The sequence below is a fragment of the Acidithiobacillus ferriphilus genome, from assembly GCF_028215975.1.
GTDB lineage: Bacteria > Pseudomonadota > Gammaproteobacteria > Acidithiobacillales > Acidithiobacillaceae > Acidithiobacillus > Acidithiobacillus ferriphilus.
Genome location: NZ_CP116458.1, coordinates 225,483 through 250,893, shown reverse-complemented (window position 1 = coordinate 250,893; position 25,411 = coordinate 225,483). Strand labels below are relative to the sequence as shown.

22 protein-coding genes are annotated in these 25,411 nt (G+C 60.4%); 19 read left to right on the top strand and 3 right to left on the bottom strand.

The window, feature by feature from the left end:
* Positions 1-110: 110 nt before the first annotated feature.
* Positions 111-974, bottom strand: coding sequence for a hypothetical protein (locus PJU76_RS01195; protein ID WP_271780134.1), 864 nt, complete (start codon positions 972-974; stop codon positions 111-113).
* Positions 975-1,201: 227 nt separating this feature from the next.
* Between PJU76_RS01195 and PJU76_RS01190 the strand changes: the two genes are divergently transcribed.
* From PJU76_RS01190 to rmuC, 6 genes are all read left to right on the top strand, one after another.
* Positions 1,202-2,632, top strand: coding sequence for a TolC family protein (locus tag PJU76_RS01190; RefSeq protein WP_271780133.1), 1,431 nt, complete (start codon positions 1,202-1,204; stop codon positions 2,630-2,632).
* Complete coding sequence (locus PJU76_RS01185) at positions 2,629-3,759, top strand: efflux RND transporter periplasmic adaptor subunit (RefSeq protein ID WP_271780132.1); 1,131 nt, start codon at positions 2,629-2,631, stop codon at positions 3,757-3,759. The genes PJU76_RS01190 and PJU76_RS01185 overlap by 4 nt, the downstream gene beginning before the upstream one ends.
* On the top strand, positions 3,756-6,842 hold the full coding sequence (locus PJU76_RS01180; protein WP_271780131.1) for an efflux RND transporter permease subunit: 3,087 nt from the start codon (positions 3,756-3,758) through the stop codon (positions 6,840-6,842). Before PJU76_RS01185 ends, PJU76_RS01180 begins: the two co-directional genes overlap by 4 nt.
* An 83-nt stretch (positions 6,843-6,925) precedes the next feature.
* The gene (locus tag PJU76_RS01175) at positions 6,926-7,441 is read left to right on the top strand and encodes a hypothetical protein (protein WP_271780130.1); all 516 of its coding nucleotides are present in this window, start codon (positions 6,926-6,928) and stop codon (positions 7,439-7,441) included.
* A 91-nt stretch (positions 7,442-7,532) separates the two neighbouring features.
* Entirely contained in the window at positions 7,533-7,988 is a 456-nt protein-coding gene (mscL, locus tag PJU76_RS01170) for a large conductance mechanosensitive channel protein MscL (protein WP_271780129.1), read from the top strand.
* Positions 7,989-8,119: 131 nt separating this feature from the next.
* Entirely contained in the window at positions 8,120-9,658 is a 1,539-nt protein-coding gene (gene rmuC, locus PJU76_RS01165) for a DNA recombination protein RmuC (RefSeq protein ID WP_271780128.1), read from the top strand.
* A gap of 36 nt (positions 9,659-9,694) precedes the next feature.
* On the opposite strand, the gene ispH is transcribed toward rmuC, so the two are convergent.
* Both ispH and PJU76_RS01155 read right to left on the bottom strand, forming a co-directional pair.
* Entirely contained in the window at positions 9,695-10,648 is a 954-nt protein-coding gene (gene ispH / locus PJU76_RS01160) for a 4-hydroxy-3-methylbut-2-enyl diphosphate reductase (protein ID WP_271780127.1), read from the bottom strand.
* 169 nt (positions 10,649-10,817) lie between these two features.
* On the bottom strand, positions 10,818-11,543 hold the full coding sequence (locus tag PJU76_RS01155; protein WP_271780126.1) for a 16S rRNA (uracil(1498)-N(3))-methyltransferase: 726 nt from the start codon (positions 11,541-11,543) through the stop codon (positions 10,818-10,820).
* 68 nt (positions 11,544-11,611) lie between these two features.
* Here PJU76_RS01155 and PJU76_RS01150 point away from each other — a divergent pair, with 68 nt between their 5' ends.
* The 13 genes from PJU76_RS01150 to trpD all read left to right on the top strand — a co-directional run bounded on the left by PJU76_RS01150 (position 11,612) and on the right by trpD (position 25,411).
* The gene (locus PJU76_RS01150) at positions 11,612-12,055 is read left to right on the top strand and encodes a hypothetical protein (RefSeq protein ID WP_271780125.1); all 444 of its coding nucleotides are present in this window, start codon (positions 11,612-11,614) and stop codon (positions 12,053-12,055) included.
* 23 nt (positions 12,056-12,078) lie between these two features.
* Positions 12,079-12,894, top strand: coding sequence for an inositol monophosphatase family protein (locus PJU76_RS01145; RefSeq protein WP_271780124.1), 816 nt, complete (start codon positions 12,079-12,081; stop codon positions 12,892-12,894).
* A gap of 55 nt (positions 12,895-12,949) precedes the next feature.
* Positions 12,950-13,894 carry a class II fructose-bisphosphatase gene (glpX, locus tag PJU76_RS01140; RefSeq protein WP_215849455.1) on the top strand — a complete coding sequence of 315 codons (945 nt, stop codon included), beginning with the start codon at positions 12,950-12,952 and terminating at the stop codon, positions 13,892-13,894.
* 25 nt (positions 13,895-13,919) lie between these two features.
* On the top strand, positions 13,920-15,917 hold the full coding sequence (tkt, locus tag PJU76_RS01135; RefSeq protein WP_271780123.1) for a transketolase: 1,998 nt from the start codon (positions 13,920-13,922) through the stop codon (positions 15,915-15,917).
* A 35-nt stretch (positions 15,918-15,952) separates the two neighbouring features.
* On the top strand, positions 15,953-16,969 hold the full coding sequence (gap, locus tag PJU76_RS01130) for a type I glyceraldehyde-3-phosphate dehydrogenase (protein ID WP_271780122.1): 1,017 nt from the start codon (positions 15,953-15,955) through the stop codon (positions 16,967-16,969).
* Positions 16,970-16,983: 14 nt separating this feature from the next.
* The gene (locus tag PJU76_RS01125) at positions 16,984-18,189 is read left to right on the top strand and encodes a phosphoglycerate kinase (protein WP_271780121.1); all 1,206 of its coding nucleotides are present in this window, start codon (positions 16,984-16,986) and stop codon (positions 18,187-18,189) included.
* Positions 18,186-19,625: a pyruvate kinase gene (gene pyk / locus PJU76_RS01120; protein ID WP_271780120.1), complete on the top strand. Its 1,440-nt coding sequence runs from the start codon at positions 18,186-18,188 to the stop codon at positions 19,623-19,625. Before PJU76_RS01125 ends, pyk begins: the two co-directional genes overlap by 4 nt.
* A gap of 107 nt (positions 19,626-19,732) precedes the next feature.
* Positions 19,733-20,803 (top strand): class II fructose-bisphosphate aldolase, encoded by a 1,071-nt coding sequence (gene fba / locus PJU76_RS01115; protein ID WP_064220361.1) that lies wholly within the window; start codon positions 19,733-19,735, stop codon positions 20,801-20,803.
* Positions 20,804-20,867: 64 nt separating this feature from the next.
* Complete coding sequence (gene rpe, locus PJU76_RS01110; RefSeq protein WP_271780119.1) at positions 20,868-21,530, top strand: ribulose-phosphate 3-epimerase; 663 nt, start codon at positions 20,868-20,870, stop codon at positions 21,528-21,530.
* Between the two features lie 3 nt (positions 21,531-21,533).
* Positions 21,534-22,214 (top strand): phosphoglycolate phosphatase, encoded by a 681-nt coding sequence (locus tag PJU76_RS01105; RefSeq protein WP_271780118.1) that lies wholly within the window; start codon positions 21,534-21,536, stop codon positions 22,212-22,214.
* Between the two features lie 110 nt (positions 22,215-22,324).
* Positions 22,325-23,842, top strand: a complete 1,518-nt coding sequence (trpE, locus tag PJU76_RS01100) for an anthranilate synthase component I (RefSeq protein WP_271780117.1) — start codon at positions 22,325-22,327, stop codon at positions 23,840-23,842.
* Positions 23,826-24,398 carry an anthranilate synthase component II gene (locus tag PJU76_RS01095; RefSeq protein ID WP_271780116.1) on the top strand — a complete coding sequence of 191 codons (573 nt, stop codon included), beginning with the start codon at positions 23,826-23,828 and terminating at the stop codon, positions 24,396-24,398. The genes trpE and PJU76_RS01095 overlap by 17 nt, the downstream gene beginning before the upstream one ends.
* Complete coding sequence (gene trpD / locus PJU76_RS01090; RefSeq protein WP_271780115.1) at positions 24,395-25,411, top strand: anthranilate phosphoribosyltransferase; 1,017 nt, start codon at positions 24,395-24,397, stop codon at positions 25,409-25,411. The genes PJU76_RS01095 and trpD overlap by 4 nt, the downstream gene beginning before the upstream one ends.

Sequence of the window (25,411 nt, the reverse complement as noted above, 5' to 3'; positions counted from 1 at the left end):
GGCCGCCCCTGTCCTACAAGCATACTCAGTCGTCTGTGGATCGGGAGACTGGGATGATACTATTTTGTCCGTTAACACCGCATGCGTGCTCTGCTCGCGGACAAACCGGATTAATAACTATAGGCAAGCCCGAGATTCATACCGAGCAGATTGGTTGATGATGGGGGCTCCTTACCAATATACTTCGTGGCACCTTGATAAAACGTTACAATGCCCGTCCCAGTGTAGGTAAAGTGGGTGAAATTCAAGCCGCCATAAACATGCCATCCACCAGAAATTTTATAGTCCGCATGAATCCCTACGGTTTCTTCTCCACTGGTACCAAACCCAGAAGACCATTGGGAAGTTTTGATACCCCCGCCAACAAGAGCGAGTACACGCATGTCAGCACCCAGGACCAATTTGGCTGTCGGTGCATACTGATACATGAGACCTGCGCCAACAAGCTCAGAATGATAGCGCTCATGGCTACCGGGAAGCTGTCTATTCCACAACTGAAATCCACCCGCTACATATGGTGTGAGCATCATGTTGTCACGAATAGAAAAACCTTTACCCAATTTTCCCAGAAAGTTCTGCGTGGTCGCCTGATCCGTTGTATCAGCGCGCCTGGCTGAGTTCGGTATGCCAGGGTTGTACACGAACCCTTTATAAGCTATCCCGGCCGAAGAATAATTGTAATTAAGCGCTAAATACAGATTTTCTGTAAGGTTGTTATTCATCCCCGAGAGATTTACCGAGAATCCTGGCAACCAGCCTGATTCCGTATCATCCATTGGAGCGCTGAGGACACCTGTTGTGGCAAAGTGTTCCTGATAATTCATCAATGTACCAGTCGCCGCGAGACCTATTTCGTTGTTGGCCGCGACAATTGGATTCTGGCTGGCACTCCACGCACTGTCGGCCATGGCAGAGGCGGAAAACAGGGCCAAGCTTGCTGCGGTCAGGGCTGCGATGGTTTTCTTGTTGATCATGCGGACATCCTTTTATTTATCCCTTAAGATAGTGTTCACGCGCTGAATCGGCCGGTAACCAATGGTAACAATACACGTCACAGAGTCAGCAAAGATTTATATAGAACACGATTCGTCTTTCGCAAGGTCAGCCCGTAACATTTCGCAACAATTTCCTCCGGGACCACATCTTCCTTATGACCCCGCTTTCCGGGAGAATGGCGGCTCCACTGCCGAGGAGCCTGAGCGTGCCCCCCAAAGCGCTATTGCTGGCTGTCTGTACCGTTTTCTGTGTGGCTCAAGGCGGGCTGGCGCAAGCCGGCGTCGGTGCGTGGCTGGCCGACCCTCTGAACACCGATAGCGGCCTGAGTGCCAGCCCGGCACAGCCTTGGACCACCCAAGCCGCCCTGCCCGATTTACCTAAGCTCCAGGGTCTTTCTGTGGCGAAGCAGGCGCAAATCTGGACGCTGCCGCAACTCACTGCGTATGCCCTCGCCCACAACCCCCAGACCGCCGCCGCCTGGGATGGATTGCGTGCGCAGGCGGCGAGCCTGGGGATGGCGGAAAGCGCCTGGCTGCCGAGCCTGTCCCTCAATACCAATTTGAGCCGTCGGCAAGCAGCCTCCACCGCTGGCTTTACGGTGCCGGCACGCAACAGCGTCAATCCCAACCTGACCTTGAGTTACACCCTGTGGGACTTTGGCCTGCGCGCCGCCAAGATGGATGCTGCCCGCGCCCAGGAATGGGTGGCGGGCTTCACCCAGAATCAGAGCATCCAGACCGTGGCCTTCAGCGTCGCGCAGGCCTATTACCAACTCCTCGGCAATCAATCCTTAGTGCTTGCCGATGAAAAGACCGTTGCGGAAAATCAGAAAAATCTGGAAGCCGCCGAGGTGCTGCATCGTGCCGGGCAAGCCACCATCGGCGCCCTCTATCAGGCCCGGGCCGCCATGGCGCAGGCGCAATCCACCCTCGCCGCGCAACGCCAGACCGTGCGCAGCAGCGAAGGGTTGCTGGCCAGCACCCTGGGCCTCGATCCCCAGACCACGCTGAGGATAGCGCCGCTCAAACTGGGGCAGGAACCGCCCCAACTCCACAGCGCTGCCAAGACGCTGATGCATGCCGCCCTCACCGCCAATCCCACCCTGCAGCAGGCGCGGGCGCAGGTAGCGGTGGCCCAAGCCAATGTCCGTAGCGCCGAGGCCAGTGGCCTGCCCAGTCTGGGGGTCAGCAGCTCTTATGGTTATCTCTATCAAGGCGGCTTCCGGCCCGGTGACACCTGGACGGTGGGTTTCACCCTGACCGTGCCCCTCTTCACCGGCTTCAATACGCATTATCAGATACGCCAGACACAGGCACTGAGCGATCAGGCTCAATCCAACCTCGCGGCCAGCCGCAACAGCACCGAAGCCACGGTCTGGCAGGATTTTCACAACTTTCAGGGCGCGATTGCGGCCTACCCCGGCGCACAGAGTGGCCTGGAAAATGCTGGGAAGGCGCTGGAGGTGGTACAGGCCCAGTATAGGGTCGGCCAGGCTACCATTCAGGATGTCCTTCTCGCCGAGTCCACCCTGGCGCAGGCGCGCTACACCCTGATTCAGAATCTGGTTAACAGTTATGTCGCCCTGGCGCAACTCAGTCAGGCCGTCGGCATGCCTTTGGGAGAGAATGCACCGTGACCCGTTCCCCTGTTGTTCTCTTGCTGACGCTGGCCTCCCTCTCCCTGCTGTTGAGTGGTTGCCAGACCAAGACCAAGCATGAAATGCCGCCCTTGCGGGTCAGCCTCGTCAGCATCAGTACCCGCCCCATGACCCATTATGAAGGTTTTCTAGGCACGGTGACGCCTCTGCAAACGGCGACACTCGTGCCGCAGACTTCCGGCATCCTGCAGAGCGTGCAGTTTACCGAGGGGAGCATGGTAGAGAAGGGACAAACCCTGTTCACCATCGACCCGGCACAGATGCAGGCATCGCTCGCCCAGGCCCAGGCCAAACTGGTGGCGGATCAGGCCACAGCGCGCTACAACCGCAACATAGTGGAGCAGGACCGGCCGCTGGCGGAAAAGGATTTCATCACCCGGCAAAGCTTCGATCAGGCAGTCTCCCAGGCACAGGCGGCGACAGCGCAGGTACAGGCTGATCAGGCCGCGTTAAGGCAGGCCCGCCTCAATCTCTCTTACACCCGCATCACCGCCCCCATCAGCGGTCGCATCGGGCTGGCCCAGGTCAAGGCAGGCAACCTGGTCATCGCCAACCAGACACAACTGGCCACGGTCAACCAGATCGCGCCCATTACCGTGAATTTCAGCATTCCCCAGGGCTTGCTGAGCGCGGCGCGGCGGGCGCAACAGCAGGCAATCCCCCTGCCCATCAACGACGAGAAGCGTGGTACCGTACTCGCTCAGGGCAAGCTCACTTTTATTGATAACAGCGTCAGTGCGGGGACTGCTACCATCCGTCTGCAGGCTACCGTACCCAACGCCAACCTCGGCCTCTGGCCGGGACAGTATGTGCAGGTGCAGATGCCGGTACAGCAGGTGGCGCAGGCGACGGTGCTGCCGGTGGGCGCGGTCCAGCAGGGCAGCAGCGGACCCTTTGTCTATGTGGTGCAAGGTGGTAAAGCGGTGGACAAGCCGGTGCAGGTGCTCTGGGAATCGGGCGCGGATGCGGTGGTACAGGGCGTAGACAAGCGTATTCGGGTGATTTTTCCGCTTCCCGCCCGCCTCTATCCGGGGGCGAAGGTGGAACTCACCGGCACCCCTGCGGCCACCGCGTCGCATGAGGGCCAACAGAGGAAATCCGCATGAATTTCTCCGCCCTGTTCATCCGCCGCCCGGTGATGACGGTCGTCCTCATTCTCGGACTAGTGCTGTACGGCATTTTTGCCTTTATGAAACTGCCGGTAGCCTTGCTGCCCGGCGTGGACTTTCCGACGGTCATGGTCGCGGCGAGTCTGCCGGGAGCGAGCCCGCAGACCATGGCCAGCGCCGTGGCTACGCCTTTGGAGAAGCAGTTTTCCGCCATTCCCGGCCTATCCTCCATGAGCTCGGTGAACCATCAGGGCTCGACGCGGGTCATCCTGCAGTTTGACCTCAGCCAGAACATCAATGTCGCCACCCAGAATGTCGAAAACGCGGTCACCCAGGCTTCCCACCTGCTGCCGCCGGGCATGCCCAGCCTGCCCTTTGTCAAACAGCTCAACCCGTCGGCGGCACCCATCGAGTTTATTGCCCTCGCCGCGCCCAATATGCCTATCTACCGGCTCAACCAGTACGCGGTAGACAAGGTGGTGCCCGCCATTTCCGGTATTCCCGGCGTCGCCCAGGTGCTGATCTTCGGCGAGCAGAATTACGCGGTTCGCATCCACGCCAACCCCTTTGCCATGCAGGCGCACGGGATATCGCTGCAGGCCCTTACCCAGGCCATTTCCAGTCATAACGTCAACCTGCCGCAGGGCACGGTGCTGGGTGCGGTGCGCAATTATGCGGTGAATGTGCATGGCCAGCTCCATGATGCCCAGGCTTTCTCCGACATGCCCATCACCTTCGCCAACGGCGCGGTGGTGCCGCTCGCGAACATCGCCCAGGTCAGCAACGGCGTGGACAATGATCAGATTGCCAGTTGGATGGGGGGGCAGCGCGCCCTGATTCTCGCCGTAGTGCGCCAACCCAATGCCGACACAGTGGCCATCTCCGACGCCATCCAGAAACGCCTGCCGCTGCTGAGCGCCAGCCTGCCCGGCGGCGCCCACATGACGGTGGTGTACGACAAGGCCGACTATATCCGTTCGGCGGTGGAGGAGGTCGAAGTCACCCTGTTGCTCGCCTCCATACTGGTGGCCGGGGTGCTCTGGCTTTTCCTGCGCCGCGGCAGCCCGACTCTGATCGGCGCGCTGGCGATTCCCGCCTCCATTCTCGGCACCTTCGCCATCATTTACGCGCTGGGCTACACCCTGAATACGCTGACGCTTCTGGCGCTGACGCTGGCGGTGGGCTTTGTGGTGGATGATGCCGTGGTCATGCTGGAAAACATCGCCCGTCATGAGGAAAACGGCGAAGAGCCCCATCAGGCGGCAATCGTTGGCAGCCGCGAGATCGGTTTTACCGTGATTTCCATGACCCTGTCGCTGGCGGTGGTCTTCCTGCCTTTTCTGGTGATGGGTGGCATCATCGGTCGTTTATTTCGCGAGTTCGGCGTCACCATCGCGGTGGTCATCCTATTGTCCGGGCTGGTATCTCTGACGCTAACCCCCATGCTCTGCGCCCGCTATCTGCGGGTGAAGCATCAGGGACGGAGCCGCTTCGAAAGCGGTTTCCTCAGCCTGCGCGACTGGTACGGGCGCAGCCTGCGGGCGGCGCTCAGCCATCGCGGCTGGGTGTATGGCGGGGCCTTGCTGAGCCTGCTGGCCATGATCGGCCTCTTTATCCTGCTGCCCAAGGGCTTCATCCCTACCGAAGACAGCGGCATGATCATGGGCAATCTGGAATATCCCCAGGGCATTTCCTTTGCCCAACTCGAAACCACCCAAAAGGCCATCGCCGCCGCCGTCGGCCACAATCAGGCCGTGCAGTCCGTGATGTCCAGTGCCGGGCAAGGTGCGGGAGCCTTCGGCTCCGCCAACACCGGGCGGCTGATCATCCGCCTCAAGCCCTTGGGCGAGCGGGCGTCAGGAACCCAGGTCATTGCCGAATTGCGCCGTCGCGTCAGCCATTTTGCCGGAGTGGAAGCGAGTTTCCAGCTACCGCCCGCTATCCAGATGGGGCCGGTCTCATCGCAATCTCATTACCAATACATTCTGCAGAGCGAGGATCAGAATAGCCTGAATGTGACCGTGCCCAAACTGGTAGCAGCCCTGCGCAAAGTACCCGGACTACAGGCCGTTAACAGTGATCTGCAATTAGCCAACCCGGAAATTGAAGTGCACATCCTGCACCAGCGCGCCCAGGCCCTGGGGGTCACCCCTCAGGCCATCGAGCAAGCGCTGAACTTCGCTTTCGGCGGCACCCAGGTGGGCACCATCTACGCCTCCACCAATCAATACGAGGTCATTCTCGATCTGGCGCGGCAGTTTCAGGAAAATCTCGGGGCACTTTCAGCGATCACTGTGCCGGGCAGCACCGGCCTGGTGCCCCTGGCCGCATTGGCGCACTTCGCTTACGGCGTCGGGCCCTTGAGTATCAGCCACTACAACGGACTGCCCAGCGTGACCATTTCTTTCAATCTGGCCCCCGGCACCTCTCTGGGCGATGCGACCCGGACAGTGCAGAACACAGCGACAAAGATATTGCCCGCGGATGTGCAGGGAGCGTTTGGTGGGTCCGCCGCGGCCTTTTCCCAGTCCACCGGCAGCCTGCCACTCCTGCTGCTGGCGACGGTGGCTCTGATCTACGCCATTCTGGCCATTCTCTATGAAGATTTCATCCATCCCCTGACCATCCTCACTGCCCTGCCTCTGGCCGGTTTTGGCGCCTTGCTGGCCCTCTGGATATTCCATCAGGAACTCGATCTGTTCAGCTTCGTCGGCATCATCATGCTGGTGGGGCTGGTCAAAAAGAACGGCATCATCATGGTGGACTTCGCCATTCACCGCCGCCGCGAAGGGGCCAGCGCCGTCGATGCCATGGTCGACACCTGTGTCACCCGCTTCCGCCCTATCATGATGACGAACCTTGCCGCGGTGCTGGGTATTCTGCCTATCGCCATTGGCGTCGGGGCGGGTGCTGAGTCGCGGGTGCCGCTGGGCGTGGCGGTGGCGGGCGGCATCATCGTCTCGCAGTTCCTGACGCTCTATGTGACGCCGGCATTCTATGTACTCTTTGAGGGGTGGAAGGAGCGTTGGAGGGGGGGTAAGGTGTCTGCTTCAGAGACTGCATCTCACCGAGCGATTTAAGCGTCGCTGAGCGCTGGGCTCTGCAATATCGCCAACTTGTGATATATAACGGGCGAAGACCAACTACCCGAGAGTCTTAGATCATGCCCGCAAAAATTCTTTTCCTCTTGTTCGCGCTTACCCTATCGGGCTGCGCTTCCCTGCCACCTTCTTCCTCATCAAACGCCACCGCCAGCGCTGCCGCGCGCGGTACCGCTTTGGCCAATCGCAATAGCGAGACTGCGCAGCAACGGCTCGCCGCCGTCGCCGCCCAGCGCGCTGAGGCTGCACAACAATTCTGCCCCAACTGGCAGCAGGCGCTGGATCATGCGCGCAGCAACGCGACGGGTTGTGCGCAAATGCCCACAAACGAACAGGCCACCTGCTGGCAAGCCGTTTCCCAATGGGCACAGGAAGAGAGCCGTTATTTCCATGCCCTGGCGCCGCTTCTCCAAAGCGGTGCTTATGCATCCCCAGCAGCCCAGGCGGCACATTTTTTTGATCTGACTCAGGGCTGGGCTATTACTTGTCAAAATGGCCAAAGGGCCTGCGCCGCAGCGTCTGGCCACCAGCAGATGGACAACAGCAAAAGCGCCATCAATCAATTCTGCCGACGTTAATCAATGACGTTTCATAAGTGATGGTTATTTTCAAATTTAGGCGCATTGGTTATGCTACGGAAATAGCCGACCCTCATCAAAGGTGATTACCATGCTCAAAGCGTTCGTCAAAGATTTCAAGATATTTTTGCAACGCGGCAATGTCATTGATTTAGCTGTAGCCTTTGTTATTGGCACGGCATTTTCCGCCATTGTGACTTCATTAGTCAGCAACCTGATCATGCCACCTATCGGTATGTTGCTCAACAAAGTCGATTTTTCAAACCTCTATATCGTGTTAAAGGATGGCACCGTTCCCGGCCCCTACCTGACTCTGGAGGCCGCCAGGAAGGCGGGCGCCGTGACCGTGAATTACGGCCTCTTTATCACTTCACTGATCAGCTTTTTTATCATTGCGCTGGTTATTTTTTCCATTGTGCGGGTCATCAACAAACTCTACCCCAAACCCGCTGCCGCCGTGACCACCAAAACCTGCCCTTTCTGTGCATCGACGATCCCTCTGGCAGCCACACGCTGTCCCAACTGTACCTCGCACCTGGAGTCCTGAAACCGCGGTGCGCGAGTACCCGCTCCGCCTGGCATCCTGGCTCCGTTTTTACCCACTGTTTGTGGGCCATCGCTTTGACGCCCCGCTTCGCGTATTCTCGGACTGCTTTTTCTAACCTGTAGGACCGGCTTTTGATCTGGGAAAATCTGTTGTATCTCATTGTCGGTATGATGCTCGGACTGCTTGCGGCTGGACTGATAGCGCGCAGCATGATCCAGCGCCAACACGATATCAGCGAGGCCCTTCGGGAAGGCAAGCAAGCCACCGCCGCTCAGATGGACAGCCTGCAGCGAGAAATAAGCGCACTGCGGCAACAGGCCCAGGAACAGCAGGAAATCCTCCGCCATGAAAGTGAACATAGAGCCGGTGCCGAAGCGGAAAGCCGCCGTATCCCGGCGCTCGAAAGTGCCTTGGTGGCGGAGCGCAACCGTGCCGCTTGCCTGCAAACAGAGTTGGCCGCCCTCCAGGGCCAATTGGCGGAACTCGGTGAACGGCTGGAGCAGGAACGCCTGCGCGGCAACGAAAAACTGGCACTCCTGGAAGACGCCCGCCAACGTCTCGGCGATGCCTTCCAGTCCCTTTCCGCCGAAGCCCTGCGCCGCAACAACCAGTCCTTCCTCGAACTGGCGCGGGAGAATCTGGAGCGTTTCCAGGAAAACGCGAAGACCGATTGGGAGGGCCGCCAGAAGGCCGTGGGACAACTGGTGGAGCCTATCCGTGAGTCTCTGGAGAAAGTGGGCACCCGCATCGACGCCATGGAAAAAACCCGCGTCGATGCCTACAGCGCCCTCAATGAGCAAATTCGCGGTCTCGTACAAGACCACCTGCCGCGCCTGCATCAGGAGACCGCCGCACTGGTGAAGGCACTGCGCCAGCCCGCCGCACGAGGCCGCTGGGGCGAAATGCAGCTCAAGCGCGTCGTCGAAATGGCCGGCATGCTGGCTTATTGCGACTTCACTGAGCAGGAGAGCGTTGCCACCGATAATGGCCAGCAGCGCCCCGATCTCGTGGTAAGACTGCCCGGCGGCAAACGCATCGTCGTCGACGCCAAGGCCCCGCTGAATGCCTACCTGGAGGCCATGGAAACGGACGAGGAACAAAAACGTGCCCATTTCCTGCACAAGCATGCCAGCGAATTACGCACCCACATGACCCAACTCAGCAAAAAATCCTATTGGGAACAGTTTCAGCCGACTCCGGAGTTCGTCGTTCTATTTGTGCCCGGCGAGGTGTTTTTCAGCGCCGCCCTCCAGGAAGACCCGTCGCTCATCGAATACGGGGTGGAGCAGAAGGTGATCGTCGCCAGCCCCACCACCCTCATCGCCCTGCTGCGGGCGGTGGCCTATGGCTGGCGGCAGGAATCCTTGGCCGAGAACGCCCGGGCGATCAGCGATCTCGGGAAAGAGCTCTATGACCGCCTGAGCATCCTGGCAGGGCACTGGGCGCGGGTGGGCAAGGGACTGGGCCAGGCGGTGGAGGCCTACAACAACGCGACAGGATCGCTGGAAAGTCGGGTACTGGTCTCGGCGCGCAAATTCCGCGACCTCAAGGCCGCGCCGGATAACAAAGAAATGCCCGCCATAGAACCCGTGGAACTGGCCCCGCGCCTCCTTCAGGCTGATGAGATCACTGGAACAGAGACAACGGACCCACTCCCGGATCGGCGCTAACGTAACCAGTTTGCCCGGAAGCGGGGCAACCAGCGTTCAGGAGGCGTTTTCCCGTCGTGTCTGCGCCTGCACCAGTGCCAAGGGCAGGCTGAAGGTGACTTTCTCCTCTACACCAGGCGTCTCTTTCGGAAGCTGCGCGCCCCAGATCCGGAGGGTGTTGATAATCCCCTGTACCAGGCTTTCCGGTGCCGACGCTCCGGCACTGATACCGATTTTCTCCACGCCGTCAAACCATTCGCGGCGCAGTTGTTGCGCATCCTCGATGAGATGCGTCGGTGTCCCCAGCCGGGTACCCAGTTCCGCTAAGCGGCTGGAGTTGGAGCTGTTCGGCGCGCCCACCACCAGCAGAATATCGACGCCGGGCGCCAGCGATTTCACCGCATCCTGCCGGTTCTGCGTCGCATAGCAAATATCATCTTTCTTCGGCCCCTCAATCAGCGGGAAGCGCGCACGCAGGGCAACAATCACCTCAGCGGTATCATCCATGCTCAGGGTCGTCTGGGTGATATAAGCGAGCTTCTCCGGGTTGCGGGGCGCCAAGGTCGCCACATCGGCGACATTGGAAACCAGATACATCATGCCCTCCGCAACCTGACCCATGGTGCCCTCCACCTCCGGATGTCCGGCGTGACCGATGAGCACCATCTCCATGCCGTCCCGACTGTATTTCTTGACCTCCATATGCACCTTGGTCACCAGTGGGCAGGTGGCATCAAAGACGCTCAGGCCCCGCGCCGCCGCATTCTGACGAACGGCAATGGGTACCCCATGAGCGCTGAAAATCACCGTCGCCGCGTCCGGCACTTCATCCAGCTCTTCGACGAAGATGGCACCACGGGCGCGCAGGTCTTCGACGACATGACGATTGTGAACGACCTCATGCCGCACATAGATGGGCGCACCAAAAAGCTCCAGGGCGCGATCGACGATCTGAATCGCCCGATTGACTCCGGCGCAAAAACCACGCGGATTCGCTAACAAAATGTCCATGCCGAAATTCCCGAAATTAACTAGGCTCGATGGTCTATCCTGCCGCCCGCCCTGTCAACCACCGCAAGCTGGTTGTTCCGCTGGGGCCCCTGCGCCAAGCACGGGTGTAACCGCGGTCTGAAGCGTAGCATCGACTTCAAGAAGACAGGCTGGATCTGACGGGGACGACTCAAAGGTCGCCCCACAACGCCTGGGCGACGGCGATGGCGGCGATGGCGGCGGTCTCCGCGCGCAGGATCCGCGGCCCCATGCGCAACAAGCGAAAACCGTGGGCCCGCGCGGCGGCCACCTCCTCCGCTGCCAGCCCACCCTCAGGGCCACTGAGGAGGGTAATTTCCGGCCCCGGAGGAGCGATGCCAGCAAATCGCTCGCCCTCCCCCGGATCCAGCACAAAAGCGGCTCCCCGCACGGCGCCCCATGCCGCCTCCAAAGCGACCGGCGGGGCCAGATCAGGAATGGTCGTGGCACCACTTTGCTCACAGGCGGCAATGATGATATCCCGCCAGCGCGCCAGACGCTTGCTCCCACGCGCTTCGCTCAGTTGCACTACCCCATGGCGGCAGGCCACCGGTTGAATCCGCCGCACCCCGAGTTCTACCGCCTTCTGCAAACTCCAATCCCAGCGCTCCCCCCGGGTCAGGGGCAAAAAGACTTGAATAGCCAAGGGCGAGAGCATCACCTGCAGGCGACGCTCGGCGATCTCCAGCAACGCCGCCCCTGAAGACACCCCGACCAGAGTGGCGTGATAAACGGCACCATCCCCGTTAAACAAGGTAAGCGGCTGCTCATTTCGGGCGCGCAACACCTTGAGCAAATGGTGGCTGGGCCCGGCGGGAAGCAAAAAAGGTCCGCTTTCGGGGAGATTGGAATCGGCGTATAAGTGAATGCGTGGCATGAGGTTCTGACATTGAGCAGGAGAACGTGGGTGGGATTATATCATCGTGACGCTGGCGTGGGTGACACATGATCAAAGACACCGATTGCCGTCGCCCCCCCGTCTGGCAAACACGTTCCGGGCTGGTTCCGGCCTGGATTTACAATCAGGCCCTCATTCTGCAACATGCCGCCCCAGGTCCCGTTTTCATCCCCTTGCGTTATGTCTCGGTCATGGCCATCCTGATGGAGCGGGAGTGGGTGTTTTGCGACTATATCGGCGGACGCATTGCGGTCAGCGTTTGGCACCACTTCGCCACCCGGTCCCGGGACAACCTGCACGAGGGCGTGACCTGCCAGATGGATCTTTTCAGCCCGGAAGGAGAAGAGATCCTGCGCCGCCTGCCCATGGAATTTCATCAGGCCTTGAACAACGCCGTCAAAAAGTCCGCAGAAAAAAGGCGCCACCCGGCCCAAGTGATCACCCTGAATAGCCAGTTGCGTCGGGGCCGAAACCCAGAGGCTGAGCACTAAGACGCGTACCGGAGACAACGCCCATGACACCAGAAATCGATCAACAATGGGTGGGCAAACTGCTGCGCACCAGTGCCGAACGCTTCATTCTACCCCGTTTTCACACCGTCGGCGCCAACCGTAAACCCGATGGCAGCATTGTCACCAGCGCCGATATTGATAGCCAGAATTTTTTGCGGGACATGCTCGCCGCCCGTTACCCCGATATTCCCCTGCTTGGCGAAGAAATGAGCCATGCCGAACAAGCCCGCCTGTTGCAGGAGGCGGATATGCTCTGGTGTCTGGATCCCCTCGACGGCACAAGCAACTTTGCCGCCGGTATCCCGGTGTTCGGCATTTCCCTGGCCTTGCTGCAAGGCGGGCGGTCCATGCTTGGCTGGGTGTACGACCCAGTGCGTGCCGAGCTTTTCTCCGCGGCACAGGGTGCGGGTGCATACATGGATGGCGTGCTCCTGGCGGTTCGTCAAGCACCGAAGCTTCAACACTGTGTCGGGGTCGTCGACTACAAAAGACTCAGTCGCCCCCTTGCCCTGCGCCTGATTAACGAGCAACCCTTCCACAGTCAGCGCAACTTCGGTGCCTCCGTCCTGGAGTGGTGCTGGCTGGCCGCCGGTCGCTATCATTTTTATCTGCATGGCGCCCAGCAACTCTGGGATCGCGCTGCGGGTGCCCTGATTCTCTATGAAGCGGGCGGGCGGGCCACGCAACTTAATGGCGACGATCTGAGGGAAGGTGATCTGCCGCCACGCCCTATCCTCGCCACCCTCGACCCCCAACTCCACGAAAGCTGGAGACGATGGCTGGAAACCACCGCCGAGTTCCCAAATGCGGCCCTTTGATTTATGCTAAAACGATTATTGTCTTCTACTAATCCATCTCTGAAGGAAAAACCCCATGGCCTCCATTGGTAATCTCGCATTGTCCCTGCTTCCCGTTACTGAATCTGCGGCCCGCGCCGCCAGCAGTTGGATCGGTCGGGGGGAAAAGGAACTCGGCGACGGTGCTGCAGTGGATGCCATGCGCTCCGCCATTGCCCAGGTCCCCATGCGTGGCCTGGTCATCATCGGTGAAGGTGAAAAAGACGAAGCCCCCATGCTCTATAACGGTGAGGTGGTAGGCTCGGGCACCGGCCCGGAGGTAGAGATTGCGGTTGACCCCGTCGAAGGCACCACCTTCCTGGCTCAGGGCATGCCCGGCTCTATCTGCGTACTGGCGGCGGCCCCTAAAGGCAGCATGTTCCAGCCCGGTCCGGCCTATTATATGGACAAACTGATTGTCCCGGCCCCGGCCCGCGGTAAAATTGATCCTGCCGCACCGATGAAGGACAAGCTCCACGAGCTGGCCCGCGCCCTCGGCAAAGAGGTCCGCGAGCTGCGCATTTTCCTGCTCAAGAAGCCCCGCCACGAAGCCATGATCCGCGAGATCCAGGCGGCCGGTGCTACCGTGCGCTTACAGACGGACGGTGATGTCAGTGGTGGCATCATGGCCGCCCTCGGCACCAAGGTGGATGCCATGATGGGCATAGGCGGCACCCCGGAAGGCGTCATTTCCGCCTGCGCCGCCCGTGCCATGGGTGCCGACATGTTTGGTTGCCTGTCGCCGCAGAAACCTGGCGAAGCCGAAGCCGTCGCCGCCGCCGGCCTCAAAGCCGGGCAGTGGTTGAGCCGCGATGAACTGGTGTCCAGCGATGATGTGCTGTTCGTAGCTACAGGCCTGACTTCCGGCGACATCCTCGATGGTGTAACCCGTTCCCATTATTTCGTAGAAAGCGAGAGCCTGGTCATTTCCGGTCACGACGGCATCCTGCGCCGGGTCCGTACCCACCAGCGTATCGACTGATTTTTATTGATAAGGAGTGTTGTTTATGACCATCACCCGCACTGATCTGGCGAATGCTATCCGCGTTCTCACCATCGACGCCGTAGAAAAGGCCAAATGCGGCCACCCCGGCATGCCCATGGGCATGGCGGATATTGCCGAAGTGCTGTGGAACGACTTCCTCGTCCACAACCCGGCTAACACCCACTGGGCCAATCGCGACCGTTTCATTTTATCCAACGGGCACGGGTCCATGTTGCAGTACGCACTCCTCCATCTCACCGGTTACGATGTCTCCATGGAAGACCTTGAGAACTTCCGCCAGTGGCACAGCAAGACCCCCGGTCACCCGGAATATCGCGACGCCCCTGGCATCGAGACGACCACCGGCCCGCTGGGTCAGGGGCTTGCCAACGGCGTCGGCATGGCATTGGCCGAGCGGATGCTGGCGTCGCAATTCAACCGCCCCGATCATGAGATCATCAATCACTACACCTACGTCTTTCTCGGTGACGGCTGTCTCATGGAAGGCATCTCCCACGAAGTCTGCTCGTTGGCTGGCGTCTGGGGCCTCAACAAGCTGATTTGCTTTTACGACGACAACAACATCTCCATCGACGGCCATGTGGATGACTGGTTCAGCGATGACACCCCGGCGCGCTTCGAGGCCTATGGCTGGCATGTCATCCGCCATGTGGACGGTCACGATCCTGAAGCCATCAAAAAAGCCATCGTCGAGGCGCGCAAGCAAACTACCAAGCCAACCCTGATTTGCTGTAAGACCGTCATTGGTCATGGCTCACCCAACAAAGCGGGCACCCACGACGTCCATGGTGCGGCGCTGGGTGCGGAGGAAGTCGCCCTGACCCGCCAGAATCTGGGTTGGAGCGACAAGGCCTTCGAGATTCCCGAGGCGGTCTACCATGCCTACGATGCACGCGCCAAAGGGGAATCAGCCGAGAGCGCCTGGCAAGAAAAATTTGCCAAATATAAATCCCTTTTCCCGAAAGAAGCCGCCGAATTCGTGCGTCGCCTGTCGGGCAAAGCCAGTGCGGACTTCGACAAGGCCATCGCCCGGCTCATCAGCGATTTCCGCAAGGAAGCGCCGAAGATCGCTACCCGCGTCGCCTCCGGCAAAACCATTCAGGGTATTGCTGCGACGCTGCCCGAGTTTCTCGGCGGCTCTGCCGACCTGACGCCGTCCAACAATACCCGCTGGAAAGAAGCCATCGACATCGGCAAGCATCGTCTGATGGGTAACTACATCCACTACGGTGTGCGCGAATTCGGCATGTCCGCCATCATGAACGGCGTTGCCCTCTACAATGGCTTCCTGCCCTTCGGCGGTACTTTCCTGATCTTCTCCGACTACAGCCGCAACGCCATTCGTATGGCGGCGCTGATGGGTATTCGGGTGGTCTACGTAATGACCCACGACTCCATCGGTCTGGGCGAAGATGGCCCCACCCACCAGCCCATTGAGCAGGTCAACAGTCTGCGCCTCATTCCCAACCTTCATGTTTGGCGCCCGGCAGATGCCGTGGAAACCGCCATCGCCTGGGAGTCCTCCGTCAAGCAGGAGCGGACACCATCCCTGCTGGCCCTCAGCCGACAGAATCTCCCGGCCCTGCCCCATACCGACGAAACCGTGGCCAACGCCCGCCGCGGCGGCTATGTGATCAAGGATGCCGAAGGCGGCAAAGCCGAGGGTATCCTCATCGCCACCGGCTCCGAAGTGGAGCTGGCGCTGGCGGCACAGGCCAAGCTGGCGGAGCAGGGCCATCCGGTGCGCGTGGTTTCCATGCCCTGCATGGACATCTTCGCGGCCCAGGATGCGGTATATCAGGAGAGTGTCCTGCCCAGCAACATCAGCAGGCGGATCGCTATCGAAGCGGGCACCACGGGGCTCTGGTACAAATATGTGGGCCTGCACGGCGCGGTCATCGGCATAGATCACTTTGGCGCCTCGGCCCCGGCGCCGATCCTGTTCGAGAAATTCGGTTTCACGGTGGATAACGTCGTCGCACGTTTCCAGGCACTGTAAATATTTTTATTCCAAACATTTAAGGAGTTAACATTATGACGTTGCGTATTGGCATCAATGGCTACGGACGTATCGGACGGAATATCCTGCGGGCGGTATATGAAGCGAAGCGGACCGACAAGGTCCAGATCGTCGCGGTGAACGATCTCGGGAGCCCCGAGACGAATGCCCATCTAACACAGTACGATTCCGTCCATGGCCGTTTCTTCTTGCCGGTAAGCGTGGATGGCGGAGACATGCTGGTAGGTGACGACCGTGTCAAGGTACTCGCAGAACGTGATCCCTCCAAACTGCCTTGGGGCGATCTGGGTGTCGATGTCGTGTTGGAGTGCACAGGCTTCTTCGCCTCCCGCGAAAAGGCAGCCCTGCACCTCAAGGGCGGCGCCAAGAAAGTCTTGATCTCTGCTCCCGCCAAGGACGCTGTGGATCTGACGGTGGTGTACGGCGTCAACCACCAGTTGCTCGACCCGGCCAAGCACCACATCGTCTCCAACGGCTCCTGCACCACCAACTGTCTGGCGCCGCTGGCCAAGACCCTCAATGATCTCGCCGGCATCGAGGCGGGGACCATGAACACCATCCACTCCATGACCAATGACCAGCGCATTATCGACGTCTATCACGAAGACCTGCGCCGTGCCCGCGCCGCTGGCATGAGCATGATCCCCACCAGCACCGGTGCCGCCAAGGCCATCGGCTTGGTACTGCCGGAGCTGGCGGGCAAGCTGGACGGCTTCGCCATCCGCGTGCCCACGCAGAACGTCTCCCTCGTTGACCTCACCTGTATCGTCAACAAGGAAGTCTCCGTCGACGAAATCCATGCGGCCATGAAAGCGGCCAGCCAGGGTGCGCTCAAGGGTGTCTACGGCTACAACGACAAGCCCCTGGTCTCCATCGACTTCAACCACAACCCGCACTCCTCCACCTACGAGTCCTCCCTGACCAAGGTCAAGGGCAAACTGGTCAAGGTCTGCTCCTGGTATGACAACGAGTGGGGCTTCTCCAACCGCATGGTGGATACCGCCCTCGCCATGATGGGTCAGGCCCGCTGAGAGGAGGAGCCGCCATGAATATTTTGCGCATGACCGACTTGCCTTTAAAGAGCAAGCACGTGTTGATTCGTGAGGATCTCAATGTCCCCATGAATGATGCGGGGACTATTACCGATGACACCCGCATCCGCGCCAGCCTGCCCACCATTCGCGCCGCGCTGGACGGCGGTGCGCGGGTAATGCTGATGTCCCATCTGGGGCGTCCCAAGGAAGGTGTTTTTGACGAAAAGGCCAGCCTGGCCCCCATTGCCGCCCATCTCGGCCAGTTGCTGGGCCGCAACGTACCTTTGGTGCGGGATTGGCTGGATGGCGGTAAGGATAGCCTCGCCCGGCTGCAGGATGGTGATGTGGTCGTACTGGAAAACGTCCGTTTCAATGCGGGCGAAGGCCAAGATGACGAAGCGCTTTCCAGGCAAATGGCCGCGCTCTGCGATATCTATGTGATGGATGCTTTTGGTACGGCCCATCGTGCCCAGGCCAGCACCCACGGCGTCGGCAGATTTGCTCCCATCGCCTGCGCCGGCCCGCTGCTGGTCAACGAACTGGAGGCGCTCGCTAAGGCCCTGCAAAACCCCAAGCGTCCTTTGGTCGCCATTGTCGCCGGCTCCAAGGTCTCCACCAAGCTGACCATCCTCAAGTCCCTGGCGGACAAAGTGGATCAACTGGTGGTAGGAGGCGGCATCGCTAACACCTTCATCCTCGCCGCCGGTCATTCCGTGGGCAAGTCACTGTGCGAAGTGGATCTGGTACCCGATGCCCAAGCCATCATTGCCGCCGCCAAAGCCAAGGGTGGCGACGTCCCGTTGCCCTCCGACGTGGTCGTCGCCAAGACGTTTTCGGCAACGGCCCCGGCACGGACTTGCGGCGTGGGCGAAATCGCCGCCGATGACATGGTGCTCGACATTGGTCCCGATACTGCCAAGGTCCTGGGCGATATTCTGCGTAAAGCAGGCACCATCGTCTGGAATGGTCCGGTCGGCGTGTTTGAGTTCGACGCCTTTGCCGGCGGCACGGAAGCCATTGCCCACGCCGTAGCCGAAAGCAGTGCCTTCTCCATTGCCGGAGGCGGTGACACCGTCGCCGCCATCAACAAGTTCAATATCGAAGACAAAGTCTCCTATATCAGTACGGGTGGCGGTGCCTTTCTGGAATTCCTCGAAGGCAAGACCCTGCCCGCCGTAGCCATGCTGGAAGAACGTGCGAGAGGTAAATTCAATTGATACGCCGGACGAAAATCGTCGCAACCCTGGGTCCTGCCAGTTCCGATGTGCAGGTCATCGATCGCCTGATCGAAGCAGGTGTCGATGTCGTCCGCCTCAATTTCTCCCACGGCACGGCAGAAGAGCATATCCAGCGTGCCGACATGGTACGGGAAAGGGCGCGCGCCCATGGCCGTGCCATCGGTGTGTTAGCCGATTTGCAGGGACCCAAAATTCGTATCGGTAAGTTTGCCGAAGGCAAAATCCACCTCAAGGAAGGCGAGCCTTTTATCCTCGACACCACTTGCGCCCTCGGCGATCAGACGCGGGTGGGTGTGACCTATCCGCAACTGGTCGGGGATGTAGACCGGGGCGCGACCCTGCTGCTCAATGACGGGATGATCGTCCTCTGGGTAGAAAAGGTGCAGGGTCACGAGATTCACACCCGGGTGGTGCAGGGGGGTGAGCTGTCCAACAACAAGGGCATCAACCGGGCTGGTGGCGGACTGACCGCACCGGCGCTGACCGACAAGGATAGGGCTGACATTATTACCGCCGCGCGCCTGGAAGCCGACTATCTGGCGGTTTCTTTTCCACGCAGTGCAGCAGACATGGATGAAGCCCGCCGTCTCTTCCAGGAGGCGGGCGGACATGGGGCAATGGTCGCCAAAATCGAGCGGGCCGAGGCGGTAGAGGCCATTGAAGAAATTCTCGCGGTCTCCGAAGTCATCATGGTGGCGCGCGGTGATCTGGGCGTTGAAATCGGCGACGCTGCGGTGCCCCCCGTGCAGAAGCGGATTATTGCCTTGGCGCAAAAATACAACCGCCTGACAATTACGGCGACACAGATGATGGAATCCATGATTCATCAACCCATTCCTACCCGCGCTGAGGTATCCGACGTCGCCAATGCCGTGCTCGACGGTACCGATGCCGTGATGTTGTCTGCGGAAACGGCAAGCGGTGCATTCCCCGTGGAGGCCGTTGCGGCCATGGATCGAACTTGCCGCGAGGTCGAGCGGCAGGCACCCATCAACAATACCTTACAGATTCTCGACCGGCCACTGGACCGGATGGACGAAACCATCGCGGCTGCCGCGATTTTAGCCACCATGCGCTCCCCCATCGTCGCCATCGCAGCGTTTACCGAAAGCGGCTCCACCGCCTTATGGTTGTCCCGTGCCAATCCCCGTGTGCCGATCTACGCGTTAACGCCGCAGGTTTATACCCGGCGCAAGGTGACTTTGTATCGCGGGGTGCATCCGGTGAATTTTCCCCAGAGTCGCCATGATGATCCGGTGCAGGTCATGCGGGCGGCAGAAGACGAACTGCGGCGACGCGGTGTCGTCCGCAATGGTGACCTGATCCTCATTACGATCGGCGAACCCATGGGTGCCTCCGGTGGTACCAACACCCTCAAGCTGGTGCGTGTCGGAGATGTGACGCACCGTGCTTAAATCTGTTTCTTTTTAGACCGTTACCGGGACCCGCTTGCAGTTTACGGGGTCCCTCTATACGATTACCCGATACCAACCAATTTTCATTCACGTTTAGGAGAAGCATTATGGCCCTAGTTTCCTTGCGCCAGTTATTGGACCACGCCGCCGAGCACAGCTACGGAATTCCTGCTTTCAACGTCAACAACCTGGAACAGGTGCGCGCGATCATGGAGGCCGCTGCCGCCGTTGACGCACCGGTTATCCTTCAAGCTTCTGCCGGTGCCCGTAAATATGCTGGTGAACCTTTCCTCCGCCACCTGATTCTCGCCGCCATCGAAGAATATCCGGACATCCCCGTCGTCCTTCACCAGGATCACGGCGCCAGCCCGGCGGTCTGTATCCAGGCCATTCGCTCCGGCTTCTCCAGCGTGATGATGGACGGCTCCTTGCTGGAAGATGCCAAAACCCCCGCCAGCTATGACTACAACGCCACCGTTACCGCCAGAGTTGTGGAGATGGCCCATGCCGTCGGCGTCACCGTCGAAGGCGAACTGGGCTGCCTCGGCTCCCTGGAAACCGGCCTCGCGGGTGAAGAAGACGGTGTCGGTGCCGAAGGCTGCCTGACCCATGATCAGATGCTGACCGACCCGGAAGAAGCCGCTCTCTTCGTCAAGGCCACCAAGGTCGATGCCCTGGCCATCGCCATCGGCACCAGCCATGGTGCCTACAAGTTCACCCGGCCGCCGACCGGCAAGGTGCTGCGCATCGACCGCGTCAAGGAAATCCACGCCCGCATTCCAGATACCCACCTGGTCATGCACGGCTCCAGTTCGGTGCCCCAGGACTGGCTGAAAATCATCCACGAGTTCGGCGGCGATATCGGTGAAACCTATGGTGTACCGGTAGAAGAAATCCAGGAAGGCATCAAGTACGGCGTGCGCAAGGTCAACATTGATACCGACCTGCGCTTGGCGGCAACGGGCGCGGTGCGCCAGAGCCTGTACAAAAACCCCAAGAACTTCGACCCCCGCAAGTTCCTGACGGCCTCCATCGATGCCATGCGCGACATCTGCCGCCAGCGCTTCGAGGCCTTCGGCTGTGCCGGGCAGGCCAGCAAGATCAAGGTCATCCCGCTGGATACCATGTTCAAGCGCTACAGCAAGGGCGAACTCGAACCCCGCGTTACCGGCGTTTAAAACACGCTATTGATCTGTTGGCTGGCGAGAGCGCATGGCGCTCTCGCCCTGTTTTGGAGGCAAAATGACCCAGTTCAAGATTTCTCCCTCCATCCTTTCGGCGGATTTCGCCCGACTGGGTGAGGAAGTGCGCGCCGTTGACGAGGCGGGTGCCGACTACATCCATATAGACGTCATGGACAACCATTTCGTCCCCAATCTGACCATCGGACCATTGGTGGCGGCAGCCATCAAGCCGCACACCCAAAAACCCTTGGACGTGCATCTCATGATCTCGCCGGTGGACAGCATCATTCCCGACTTCGCCAAAGCCGGCGCTGACATCATTACGGTGCATCCAGAGGCGACGCCGCATCTGGACCGGACCATTCAGTTGATCCACAGCCTGGGCTGTAAGGCTGGTGTCTCCCTCAATCCGGCCACACCGCTCAACGTGCTGGACTATGTGCTGGAGAATCTTGACCTGGTACTGGTGATGAGCGTCAACCCCGGTTTCGGTGGGCAGAGCTTCATTGAGTACACCCTGCGCAAGATCGAGGCGATCCGCAAACGCATCGAGGCCACGGGCAAGGCCATCGAGCTGGAGGTGGACGGTGGTGTCAAGGTGGATAACGTGCGGCGGGTCGCCGACGCCGGCGCCGACGTCTTCGTGGCGGGCAGCGCCATCTACAACACGCCCGACTACGTCGCGACCATAGCCGCTTTCCGCAAAGCACTGGCGGGCTGAACGATGGTGAAGCTGAACGCCCGGTCATTTACAGCGCGCGTCGTTCTGCTCGATCTGGACGGCACGCTGATAGATACCGCACCCGACCTGGCCGGTGCGGCCAACCATGTGCTGCAAAAACTCGGGCGTGCGCCTGCCGAAATGCCGGTCATTCGTGGCTTCATCGGTAACGGCGTCCGTGAACTGATGCGTCGCGCGCTGGCGATCCACGGCGATCCCAGCGAAGTGGAACTGGATGCGGCCATGGTCGATTTCAGCAAGTACTACGGGGAGCATTTGCTGGACCATAGCGTGATCTATCCGGGGGTGCGCGGCACGCTGGAGGCCCTGCAGGCCCAGGGCCGGGAGCTGGTATGTATCACCAACAAGACCGCGGCCTTCACCCTGCCGCTGCTCCAGCAACTGGACCTGTACGATTTCTTCGGACTGGTCTTGTCCGGCGACAGCCTGCCGCGCAAGAAACCCGATCCATTGCCCCTGACCCATACGGCTGAACACTTTCATCAACCGGTGGAAGACTGCCTGCTGGTCGGCGATTCGCGTAACGACACGCAAGCGGCGCGGGCGGCGGGCATGCCCATTGCCTGCGTGACCTACGGTTATAACGGCGACGAGCCAGTCCATTGCCTGGAACCCGACGCGGTACTGGACAACATGAGCGAATTATTGGATATTCTGGCGTAGCTTTGCGAGGAATCAGAGGTACCATGCGGAAAACACTGGGTTGGGAGAGGCGATGGCGTTGCTGCTGAAAGGCAGTGACTTCACTTTCTATCGCTCTAACGAGGTGATCCGTGATTCCAAAAGCAACCTTTGAGGCTTTGGCACGCCAGGGCTACAACCGCATACCCCTTTCCCGTGAGGTCATCGCTGACCTCGACACCCCTTTATCGGCCTATCTCAAACTGGTCGATGGTCCCTATGCCTACCTGCTGGAATCTGTGCAGGGCGGCGAGAAATGGGGCCGTTATTCCATCATCGGTCTTCCCGCACGGCAGATATTGCGAGTCACCCGGGGCGTTGTCACTGTTCATGTGGACGGCGTCGAGACCGAGCGGGCGACCCCGGCGGACCCCCTGGAATGGATCAGCGCCTTCCGCAAGCGCTTCCATGTAGCACCACTGGGAAATGCCGATGAGCGCTTCAGCGGTGGCTTGGTCGGCTATTTCGGCTACGACATCGTCCGCAGCATCGAACCCCGCCTCGCCCGCAGCGCGTCCTTACCCGACCCGCTGGAGCTGCCGGAGATACAGTTGCTGGTGGCCGACGAACTGCTGATCTTCGACAACCTGCGCGGCACCCTCCGTTTGCTGGTGCATGTCGACCCCGCCCAGCCTGATGCCTGGGAGCGCGGCACCGCCCGCCTGCAGCAACTCCAGCAGCGGCTGCGCGAGTCGGCGTTGCCGCCCCCGCCGCCGGTGCGCACCCGACACGTCCGCGAAGAGGATTTCAGCGCCAGCTTCAGCCGCGAGGGTTATATGGCGGCGGTGCGCGCCATCAAGGCCTATATCGGCACCGGGGACGTCATGCAGGTGGTGCCCTCCCAACGCCTGTCCACGCCGCTGACCGCGCACCCGCTGGATCTCTATCGCGCCCTGCGTGGCGTCAACCCTTCCCCCTACATGTTTTATGTGGACCTGGGTGATACCCATCTGGTGGGCTCGTCGCCGGAGATACTGGTGCGCGTCGAAGATGATCAGGTCACGGTGCGCCCCATCGCCGGCACCCGTCCGCGCGGCAAGACCCGCGCCGAAGATGAGGCGCTGGAGCAGGAACTCCTCGCCGACCCCAAGGAGCGCGCCGAACACCTCATGCTCATCGACCTGGCGCGCAACGATGTGGGACGTATCGCCGATACCGGCTCGGTGCAGTTGACCGATTCGTTCGGTATTGAGCGCTACTCCCATGTCATGCACATTGTATCGCAGGTCACGGGACGATTGCGCCCGGAACTGGACGCCATGGATGCTTTGCGAGCGACCTTCCCGGCCGGGACAGTTTCCGGTGCGCCCAAGATTCGCGCCATGGAAATCATCCGCGAGCTGGAGCCGGTAGCGCGCGGCGTCTATGCCGGAGCGGTGGGCTACTGGGGCTGGAATGGCAACATGGACACCTGCATCGCCATTCGCACCGCCGTCATCAAGGATGGCATGCTGCATATCCAGGCGGGCGGCGGCATCGTCGCCGACTCGGAGCCCGCGGCGGAGTGGGAAGAAACCATGAACAAACGCCGCGCCATGTTCCGCGCCGTAGCACTGGCCGAAAACGGCCTCGACCCCGAAGGGAGGGCAGATCATGTTGCTCATGATTGATAACTACGACAGCTTCACCTACAACCTGGTGCAATACTTCGGCGAACTGGGGGCGGAGGTGCGGGTCGAGCGCAATGATGCCATCGACGTGGCGACTATCGAAAAACTGGCTCCCAGCCGCATCTGCATCTCCCCCGGACCCTGCACGCCCAACGAGGCGGGCATCTCTCTGGACGTCATCCATCATTTCGCCGGAAGAATCCCTCTGCTGGGGGTCTGCCTCGGGCATCAGGCCATCGGCCAGGCCTTCGGCGGCAAGGTCGTCCGCGCGGCGCAGGTGATGCACGGCAAAACCTCGCCCATTTTTCACCAGGGCCAGGGGATATTCCGGGATTTGCCGGACCCCTTCGCCGCCACCCGCTATCACTCCCTGATCGTCGAGCGCGACTCACTGCCCGCGGCGCTGGAGGTGACGGCCTGGACCGCAGAAGGAGAAATCATGGGTTTGCGCCACCGCAACCTGGATGTGGAGGGTGTACAGTTTCACCCCGAATCCATTCTCAGCGAGCATGGCAAGGTCTTGCTGCAACACTTTCTGCAAGGAGGCGCGCGATGATCGTCCGGGACATACTGGAGCAAATCGTGGCGGGGCAGGACTTGTCGCGCACAGAGGCGGAAACGGTCTTCGCCGGCATCATGGCCGGGGACTGGACGCCCGCACAAATCGGCGCCCTGCTCATGGGCCTGCGCATGAAGGGGCAGCGAGTCGAGGAACTGGTCGGTGCCACCCAGGCCCTGCGCGCCTGCATGACGCGCGTACAGGTCTCCACCGATCACTTGCTGGACACCTGTGGCACTGGCGGCGATGCCCTGAGCACCTTCAACATATCGACGGTGTCTGCCGTGGTGGCGGCGGCCGGCGGGGCACGGGTGGCCAAGCACGGCAACCGTTCCATGCTCAGCCGCAGCGGCAGCGCCGATGTGCTGGAAGCGGCCGGTCTGCCCATGGACATAAGCCCTGAAGACGTCGCCAAAAGCATTGAGCGCATCGGTATCGGCTTCCTTTTCGCGCCGGCGCACCATGGTGCCATGCGTTACGCCGTCGGCCCGCGCAAGGAACTCGCCATCCGCACCCTGTTCAACCTCATGGGACCACTGAGCAATCCGGCGGGGGCACCGCATCAGGTGCTCGGCGTTTATGCCGAGCGCTGGCTGATCCCTCTGGCGGAAGCCTCGCGTGAGCTGGGATCGCGCCATGTGCTGGTCGTCCATGGTCACGATGGCCTGGATGAAATCAGCCTTTCGGAACCCACGGATATCGCCGAGTTAAAAGACGGCGTGATCAGCCGCAAACAGATTCAGCCGGAGGATTTTGGCATATCGCGGGCACCGTTGGCCGCTTTACAGATCGACAGCGTGGCGGCGGCGCTGGCGGCGGCCGAGGAAGTGCTACGGAATCAGCCCGGACCACGTCGCGACGTGATTCTGCTGAACGCTGGAGCTGCCCTGTATGCAGCAGACGTAGTTCCCGATATGGCCGTTGGTGTGGTTTTGGCACGGGACGTGCTGGAATCCGGCGCCGCCTGGGACAAGTGGCAGGCCTTACTGGGTAAAACTCCACAGGGATAG

Excerpts from the sequence above, each read along its gene's own strand:
- PJU76_RS01195 (WP_271780134.1), bottom strand. The coding sequence starts at position 974 with ATGATCAACAAGAAAACCATCGCAGCCCTGACCGCAGCAAGCTTGGCC.
- PJU76_RS01180 (WP_271780131.1), top strand. The coding sequence starts at position 3,756 with ATGAATTTCTCCGCCCTGTTCATCCGCCGCCCGGTGATGACGGTCGTC.
- PJU76_RS01175 (WP_271780130.1), top strand. The coding sequence starts at position 6,926 with ATGCCCGCAAAAATTCTTTTCCTCTTGTTCGCGCTTACCCTATCGGGC.
- mscL (WP_271780129.1), top strand. The coding sequence starts at position 7,533 with ATGCTCAAAGCGTTCGTCAAAGATTTCAAGATATTTTTGCAACGCGGC.
- ispH (WP_271780127.1), bottom strand. The coding sequence starts at position 10,648 with ATGGACATTTTGTTAGCGAATCCGCGTGGTTTTTGCGCCGGAGTCAAT.
- PJU76_RS01155 (WP_271780126.1), bottom strand. The coding sequence starts at position 11,543 with ATGCCACGCATTCACTTATACGCCGATTCCAATCTCCCCGAAAGCGGA.
- PJU76_RS01150 (WP_271780125.1), top strand. The coding sequence starts at position 11,612 with ATGATCAAAGACACCGATTGCCGTCGCCCCCCCGTCTGGCAAACACGT.
- PJU76_RS01145 (WP_271780124.1), top strand. The coding sequence starts at position 12,079 with ATGACACCAGAAATCGATCAACAATGGGTGGGCAAACTGCTGCGCACC.
- glpX (WP_215849455.1), top strand. The coding sequence starts at position 12,950 with ATGGCCTCCATTGGTAATCTCGCATTGTCCCTGCTTCCCGTTACTGAA.
- tkt (WP_271780123.1), top strand. The coding sequence starts at position 13,920 with ATGACCATCACCCGCACTGATCTGGCGAATGCTATCCGCGTTCTCACC.
- gap (WP_271780122.1), top strand. The coding sequence starts at position 15,953 with ATGACGTTGCGTATTGGCATCAATGGCTACGGACGTATCGGACGGAAT.
- PJU76_RS01125 (WP_271780121.1), top strand. The coding sequence starts at position 16,984 with ATGAATATTTTGCGCATGACCGACTTGCCTTTAAAGAGCAAGCACGTG.
- fba (WP_064220361.1), top strand. The coding sequence starts at position 19,733 with ATGGCCCTAGTTTCCTTGCGCCAGTTATTGGACCACGCCGCCGAGCAC.
- rpe (WP_271780119.1), top strand. The coding sequence starts at position 20,868 with ATGACCCAGTTCAAGATTTCTCCCTCCATCCTTTCGGCGGATTTCGCC.
- PJU76_RS01105 (WP_271780118.1), top strand. The coding sequence starts at position 21,534 with ATGGTGAAGCTGAACGCCCGGTCATTTACAGCGCGCGTCGTTCTGCTC.
- PJU76_RS01095 (WP_271780116.1), top strand. The coding sequence starts at position 23,826 with ATGTTGCTCATGATTGATAACTACGACAGCTTCACCTACAACCTGGTG.
- trpD (WP_271780115.1), top strand. The coding sequence starts at position 24,395 with ATGATCGTCCGGGACATACTGGAGCAAATCGTGGCGGGGCAGGACTTG.